General features: G+C 67.6%; 2 protein-coding genes and 1 pseudogene. All 3 read right to left on the bottom strand.

The window, feature by feature from the left end; genetic code table 11:
- Positions 1–135 (bottom strand): annotated as a pseudogene (locus B2R83_RS20015) (YciI family protein); the annotation flags it as partial.
- A 78-nt stretch (positions 136–213) separates the two neighbouring features.
- Positions 214–810 carry a biliverdin-producing heme oxygenase gene (locus B2R83_RS20010; RefSeq protein WP_292044337.1) on the bottom strand — a complete coding sequence of 199 codons (597 nt, stop codon included), beginning with the start codon at positions 808–810 and terminating at the stop codon, positions 214–216.
- Positions 811–857: 47 nt separating this feature from the next.
- A complete protein-coding gene (gene greB, locus B2R83_RS20005; RefSeq protein WP_209588853.1) occupies positions 858–1,427 on the bottom strand; it encodes a transcription elongation factor GreB in 570 nt (189 codons plus the stop codon).
- Between the last annotated feature and the right edge of the window lie 208 nt (positions 1,428–1,635).

The following is a 1,635-nucleotide window of genomic DNA, read 5'->3' as shown; positions in this document are numbered from 1 at the left end:
GCCTTCGCCGGCCAGCATCACGCCGGCCTTGATCAGCTCGTCGTTGAAGTTGCCCATGTCAGTGAGCAGTTTCTCGTCAGGCATTTCGCCCGCTTCGCTGTGCTTGTCCGCCTTCAGCAAGATCATGAATCGCATCGCATCCTCCGTTTGGGTTGGTTGTTGACACTACGACGATCGGGAAGGCCGGCAATCGACATCGCCGCCCGGATTTTTTTAATTTTTTTCCAGCTGGGCCAGTTCAAGGATCGCATCGAAGGCCGCACACGCCCCGGCGCAGGCCTCGGCGATCTCCACCGGGCCGGTGACATTCGCACGCAGCGCTCCCATGAAGGCGCGCCAGCGCGGGCCCGGGCCGTCCTCGTCGCCGCGCAGATAGCGCAGCGGATGCGGGGCCAGCGGCCCGGCCAGCTTGCCGTACAGGACCGCGCCGCCCAGCTGCGAGCCTTCGATCACGTAGGCGACGCCCCAGCGCCAGGCGGCGCTGGCATCCGCCGGCCAGGCCGGGGCGGGACGCAGCGGCCGGACCTCGGGCATGCGCGGCTCGGCAAGGTCGGCCTGGATCAGGGCCAGGCGTCCGGTAGGCGGCAGCGTGGGTTCGGCCTGGGGGCCGTCGGCAAAGCCGGCCAGCCAGCGTTCGAGCGGCGCCAGCCAGTCGCGCACCATGTGCAGGTGCGCGGCGTAATCGTCGAGGGAAGGAAGGGGTGCGGACAGCGGCAGGCCGCTGTCGAGCCGCTCGTGCCGCGAGGCAGTCGCAGTCCGCAGCGCGGCCAGTACGTCGGTGTCGCGCGCGGAATCGTTGGAACGGTTCATGAAAGCTGGGAAAGCGGCGAATCGTCCATCTTACCAGTTCAGGAGGCCTAGTCGGTCACCGGTTCCGGATATTCCACTGAAAGAATCTCCAGCTCGTCGGTTCCGAGGGGCGTCTGCAGCGTGATGACATCGCCCTCGCGCGCCTTGGTCAGCGCGCGCGCCACCGGCGAGACCCAGCTGATCTTGCCGCGCAGCGGGTCGAGCTCGTCGACTCCGACGATGGTCACGGTGTGCTCCTCGCCCGCCTTGTTGAGGTAGGTGACGGTGGCGCCGAAGAAGACCTGGTCGTTGCCATGATGCACGCTGGGGTCGACCACGAAGGCCGAATCCATGCGCTTGGTGAGGAAGCGGATGCGGCGGTCGATCTCGCGCAGGCGGCGCTTGCCGTAGATGTAGTCGCCGTTCTCCGAGCGGTCGCCGTTCGAGGCGGCCCAGTGCACCACCCTCACCACCTCGGGCCGGTCGACGTCGATCAGCTGCAGCAGCTCGTCCTTGATGGCCTTGTAGCCGGCCGGGGTGATGTAGTTCTTGGCCCCGGCGGGAATCGCCTGGGCCAGCGCCAACGCCTCGGCGTCGTCATCGTCGTTGTCGGACTCTTTTACGAATGCCTTGTTCATCAGCTTATTGTAACGGCAAGCGGCGCCGCCGGCTCACGCTTCCCGTATCATGTACTCCATGAAACGAGCACACGCACGACCCCGGCTGCTCGCGCCCCTGGTCCAGCTGGCGGCGCTGGTGCTGCTCGCCGAGGCCTGGACCTGGGATGTCGGCAGCCGCGCCGCCGCGCGCATGGCCGCCTGGCCGCCGCTGCGCCGGCTCGAGGCG

Source organism: Massilia sp. UBA6681, assembly GCF_002454935.1.
In the GTDB taxonomy this organism is placed as follows: Bacteria; Pseudomonadota; Gammaproteobacteria; order Burkholderiales; family Burkholderiaceae_D; genus Telluria; species Telluria varians.
Note: the sequence above shows the minus strand (reverse complement) of the source record. Positions and strands in the feature narration are given on the sequence as shown.

Bases quoted from the DNA above. Each gene is read 5' to 3' on its own strand.
- B2R83_RS20010 (WP_292044337.1), bottom strand. From the start codon at position 810: ATGAACCGTTCCAACGATTCCGCGCGCGACACCGACGTACTGGCCGCG.
- greB (WP_209588853.1), bottom strand. From the start codon at position 1,427: ATGAACAAGGCATTCGTAAAAGAGTCCGACAACGACGATGACGACGCC.